The sequence below is a fragment of the Phenylobacterium sp. genome (assembly GCF_036723115.1).
Classification (GTDB): Bacteria; Pseudomonadota; Alphaproteobacteria; order Caulobacterales; family Caulobacteraceae; genus Phenylobacterium.
In genome coordinates this window covers 1-4,893 of sequence record NZ_DAIMHV010000184.1, presented here as the reverse complement: position 1 = coordinate 4,893, position 4,893 = coordinate 1, and the positions used below count along the sequence as shown (strand labels likewise).

At 70.3% G+C, this 4,893-nt stretch carries 4 protein-coding genes and 1 tRNA gene; 3 read left to right on the top strand and 2 right to left on the bottom strand.

All coding sequences use genetic code 11. The features are described 5' to 3' along the window. Together V7D28_RS13930 and V7D28_RS13925 are read right to left on the bottom strand one after the other, a co-directional pair. Window positions 1–1,737, bottom strand: a 1,737-nt coding sequence (locus V7D28_RS13930; protein WP_333587987.1) for a DEAD/DEAH box helicase, incomplete at its 3' end; no start/stop codon positions are given. Between the two features lie 83 nt (window positions 1,738–1,820). Continuing rightward, window positions 1,821–1,896 (bottom strand) — tRNA-Thr (locus V7D28_RS13925). Window positions 1,897–2,189: 293 nt separating this feature from the next. Between V7D28_RS13925 and V7D28_RS13920 the strand changes: the two genes are divergently transcribed. The 3 genes from V7D28_RS13920 to V7D28_RS13910 form a co-directional block, all read left to right on the top strand. Beyond that, entirely contained in the window at window positions 2,190–3,416 is a 1,227-nt protein-coding gene (locus V7D28_RS13920) for an acetyl-CoA acetyltransferase (RefSeq protein WP_333587986.1), read from the top strand. 102 nt (window positions 3,417–3,518) lie between these two features. After that, window positions 3,519–4,337: a DUF1295 domain-containing protein gene (locus tag V7D28_RS13915; RefSeq protein ID WP_333587985.1), complete on the top strand. Its 819-nt coding sequence runs from the start codon at window positions 3,519–3,521 to the stop codon at window positions 4,335–4,337. Window positions 4,338–4,407: 70 nt separating this feature from the next. Next, the coding region (locus V7D28_RS13910; RefSeq protein WP_333587984.1) for a winged helix-turn-helix transcriptional regulator at window positions 4,408–4,893 on the top strand (486 nt) is incomplete at its 3' end.

The following is a 4,893-nucleotide window of genomic DNA, read 5'->3' as shown; positions in this document are numbered from 1 at the left end:
GGCGCGGGGCGGGCGCGGGGGACCGCGCTCTTCGTCCCGGCGTCCGGGTCCAGGCCTGGGTCCGGCCCGCCGCGGCGGGGCCGCACCGGGCGCCTCGGACGGCTCCACCCGCATCTCGGCCTTGTCGCCCAGGGCCGCCACCGACTCGGTGAACCGGTCCAGAGCCTCAGGCGAGATCTCGAACTTGGTCTCCCGGTCGAAGATGCGGATCTGGCCGATGTCCTTCTTGGTCACATGCCCCATGCGGCAGATCAGCGGCAGCAGCCACTTGGGGTCGGCGTTCTTGCTGCGGCCCACGGGCAGGCGGAACCAGGTCCCGCCTTCCATGGCCTCGGCGCGCGGGGCGCGCTCGCCCCGGTCGGGACGCTCGCCGCGTTCAGGCCGTTCGCCGCGTTCGGCGCGGGGGCCGCGCTCGGGTGAGCGATCGCGGACATCGTCGAACAGCTCTTCCGGCGCCGGCAGGCGGGCCCGGTAGAGGCGCGTCAGGGCCTGGGCCACCGCCTCGGCGCCGCGCTCTTCCAGCAGGGTCTGGGCCAGGCTCGTATCCTCTGAGGTGGGCGCCTCGCTCCACATGGGATCGCCCAGCAGCCGGGCCTGATCCTGGCTGCGGATTTCGTCGGCCGAAGGCGGCCCCATCCACTGGGCCTCCACCCCGGCCGCGGCGATCAGCTGCTCGGCCCGGCGGCGGCGGGTGTAGGGGACCACCAGGACCGACACACCCTTTCGCCCGGCCCGGCCGGTGCGGCCGCTGCGGTGGAGCAGGGCGGCCTTGTTCACCGGCAGCTCCGCATGGATCACCAGGCCAAGGTCGGGCAGATCCAGGCCCCGAGCGGCCACGTCGGTGGCCACGCACGCCCGGGCATGGCCGTCGCGCAGAGCCTGCAGGGCGTCGGCCCGTTCCTTCTGGCTGAGCTCGCCGGAGAGCTGGACGGCGGAAAAGCCGCGCTCGCGCAGGGCGCCATAGAGGTGACGCACCGACTCCCGGGTGGCGCAGAAGATCATCGCCCCGGGAGACTCGAAGTAGCGCAGCAGGTTGACCACCGCCTTCTCGATCTCGCCCGGCGCCACGCGCACGGCCCGGTATTCGATATCCCCATGGGCCTCGTTGCGCCGGGTGGTGTCGATCCGCTGGGCCTCGCGCTGATAGCGACGGGCCAGCGCCACGATGTCCTTGGCGATGGTGGCCGAGAACAGGAGCGTCTGGCGCTCCACCGGCGTGGAATCGAGAATCTCTTCCAGGTCTTCGCGGAAGCCGAGGTCGAGCATCTCGTCGGCCTCGTCCAGCACGGCCACCTTCAGGGCCGACAGGTCGAGATTGCCCCGCTCCAGGTGATCACGCAGACGTCCGGGGGTGCCGACGACGATGTGGCAGCCGGCGGCCAGGGCGCGCTGCTCGCGCCGGGCGTCCATGCCGCCGACGCAGGTGACGATGCGGGCGCCCGTTTCGGCATAGAGCCAGGTCAGCTCGCGGGCCACCTGCAGAGCCAGTTCACGGGTCGGCGCGATGGCCAGGGCCAGGGGGGCGGCTCCGGCCTCGAACCGCTCGGCCTCGCCCAGCAGGGCGGAGGCTGCGGCCAGGCCGAAGGCGACGGTCTTGCCCGAGCCGGTCTGGGCCGAGACCAGCAGGTCCTGGCCCGATGGGGCCTCCAGAACGGCGGCCTGGACGGGGGTCGGGGCTTCATAGCCTTGCGCCTGGAGCGCGCGGGCGAGCGCCGGGTGCGTGGCGGGGAACGACATGGAGAATCTTCTTTCAGTGGTCGCCGTGGCGTGGGCGATCTTATCGGGGCCTTGAGCCTGAGGTCAGGGGCCGTGGTGACGGGTGGTGCCGGTTGCAGGACTCGAACCCGCGACCTTCGGTTTACAAAACCGCTGCTCTACCAGCTGAGCTAAACCGGCGAACCCTGCAAAAACAAAGAGATCGTCGAGCGGTTTCATCTCCTGTCGCGACCTTTGCGGGGCGCGCAGCGGAACAGGGGATCATGCCGCAAGGCGTGTGGGCGCGACCGATGCCACGTTGCGGCCCCGGCGCCAAGCCCCGCACCCGGCGCAGGCCGGGCGCCAGGCGCCTGCGCCACGCCCGCCGAGAGCGCCCTGGCCAGGCGGCGGAGAGACTTGTATAATCAGACTAACAAGGCGCGGGCGCCAGCGCCCGGAGGCAATACACGGGCGGTCGCCCGGAGGGAGGACAGGTGGTCTATATTCTCGGCGGCTGGCAGAGTGATTTTGCGACCAACTGGGCGCGCCAGGGCATGGACCTGGCCGACGCCTTCTCGGAGACCGTAGGTCAGGGACTGGCCGCGGTGGACCTGGAGCCCGCCGACATCGACACCGGCCATGTGGGCAATTTCGTCGGCGACCTCTTCGCCGGCCAGGGCCTGCTCGGGGGCTTTTTCGGCCTGGTGCATCCCGACTTCGACGGCCTGCCCACCGCCCGGCACGAGGCGGCCTGCGCCTCGGGCAGCGTGGCCATCCTGGCGGCCGCCGCCGAGCTGGAAGCCGGGCGTTATGACCTGGCTTGCGTGGTGGGGCTGGAGCAGATGCGTAATGTCTCCGGCCAGCAGGCGGCCCAGAACCTGGGGGCGGCGGCTTGGACCGGCCATGAATTCGAGGACGCAACCTTCCTCTGGCCCCGGGCCTTCTCCGACCTGGCCGACGAGTATGAGCGCCGCTACGGCCTGGACCCCGCCCACCTGATGCGCATCGCCCAGGTGAACTTCGCCAACGCCAAGCGCAATCCCAACGCCCAGACCCGCCAGTGGGCCTTCGGCGAGGCCAGCTTCACTGAGGACGACGAGGCCAATCCCGTGGTGGAGGGGCGCACCCGCAAGCAGGACTGCGGCCAGGTCACCGACGGCGCGGCCGTGATCTTCCTGGCGTCGGAGGCGAGGGCCGCCGACTATGCCGCCCGGCGCGGCGTGCCCCTGGAGAGCCTGGCGCGCATCAAGGGGTGGGGGCATCGCTCCGCGCCCATCTCCTATGAAGCCAAGGTCCGGGCCAGCGCCGATCAGCCCTATGTCTTCCCGCAGGTCCGCCGGGCCATCGAGGATGCACGGCGTCGGGCCGGCGTCGCCGATCTCTCGCAGATCGACGTGGTGGAGACCCACGACTGCTTCACCATCACCGAATATATGGCCATCGATCATCTGGGCCTGACGGCGCCCGGCGAGGCCTGGAAGGCGGTGGAGGAGGGGCGCATCGAGATGGGCGGCGATCTGCCCATCAATCCCTCGGGCGGGCTGATCGGCCTGGGCCATCCCGTGGGCGCCACGGGTGTGCGCATGGCCCTGGACGCCTGCAAGCAGGTGACGGGTCAAGCCGGCGACTATCAGGTGGAGGGCGCGCGCACCTGCCAGACCCTGAACATCGGCGGGTCCACCACCACCACGGTGAGCCTGGTGGTGGGAACCGGCGCCTGAAGCCGACCGGGCGCGGCCCCGAGCCTTGCGGCCGGCCGATCGCTCCAGTAGCTTTCATAGAAAGACTTACATGGACCCCGCCGTCGCGGGGCGGGGGGAGACATGCTGGAAATCCTGACGATCCTGGCGATCAACGCCGCGGTGGTGCTGGTCCTGTTCATTCTGGCCTGGGCGGCCTGTGTGGCCATGCGCGATCCCACGCCTGTGGACAGTCTCTGGGCGCTGGGCATGGTGGCCGTGGCGGGCTCCACCTTCGTTCAGACCGGCGGCGATACCGAGCGCCGGCTGGTGCTGACCCTGATCTGCGCGGCCTGGGGGGTGCGCCTGGGGGGCTATCTGCTGTGGCGCTGGCGCGACCACGGCCCCGACCGCCGCTATGTCCGCATGATGGAGAAGGCCAAGGCCGAGCGGGGCTGGAACTATGGCTACGCCTCCTTTCGCCTGGTCTTCGCCCTGCAGATGCCGCTGCTCTGGCTGGTCTGCCTCCCGGTGCAGCTGGGGCAGGTGGCCGATGAGCCTGCGGCCCTGGGCGTCCTGGGCTATGTGGGGGCGGGGCTGGCGATCTTCGGCATTCTGTTCGAAAGCCTGGCTGACTGGCAGCTGGTGAAGTTTCAGAAGAATCCCGACAACGCCGGTCAGGTGCTGGACAAGGGCCTGTGGCGCTACACCCGTCATCCCAACTACTTCGGCGACGCCTGTGTCTGGTGGGGACTTTGGCTGGTGGCGGCCGAGACCACCCCTGGCCTGTTCGCCATCGTCGGGCCAGCCTATCTGGTCTACACCCTGACTCGCTGGAGCGGGATGCCGACCGTGGAAGGCCGCATGCGCCGCCGCAAGCCGGGCTATGAGGACTATGTCCGCCGCACCTCGCCCTTCTTTCCCTGGCCGCCGAAACCGGCGCGCCCCGAGCCTGAGGCGTGATCGCCGGCCGGGTTGACAAGGAAGTGTCGGCCTCTAAGCGTTTGCGCCGTTTGAATATTTCAGAGTGCTGATGGTCGAGACGCGTAACTCCCCGCCAGGCGAGGCGGCCAGCGGCGGGCTTCTGGTCCAGGCCGATTCCGCCAGCCGGGCTCTGAACCTGCTGGGGGACCGCTGGACCCTGATGATCCTCTATCTGGCCTTCCAGCGGGTCAGCCGGTTCGAGGACTTCCAGGGGCGGATCGGGGTGGCGCGCAGCCTCCTCACCGATCGCCTCCGCCGCCTGACCGCCGTCGGCGTGATGGAGAAGGCCCGCTATAGCGAGCGGCCGGTGCGCGAGGAGTACCGCCTGACCGAGATGGGCCGCGACCTCTTCGGTGCGGCCCTGATGATCATCCGCTGGGAACGGCGCTGGTTCCTGGACCCCAGCCAGCCCGCGCACCGCCTGCGCCACGCCTGCGGCCAGGTCTTCACCCCGGAATATCGCTGCGCCGCTTGCGGTGAAGTGCTCCAGGCCCGCGATGTGGAGCTCGTGGACGGGCCCGGCGCAGGGCTGGAG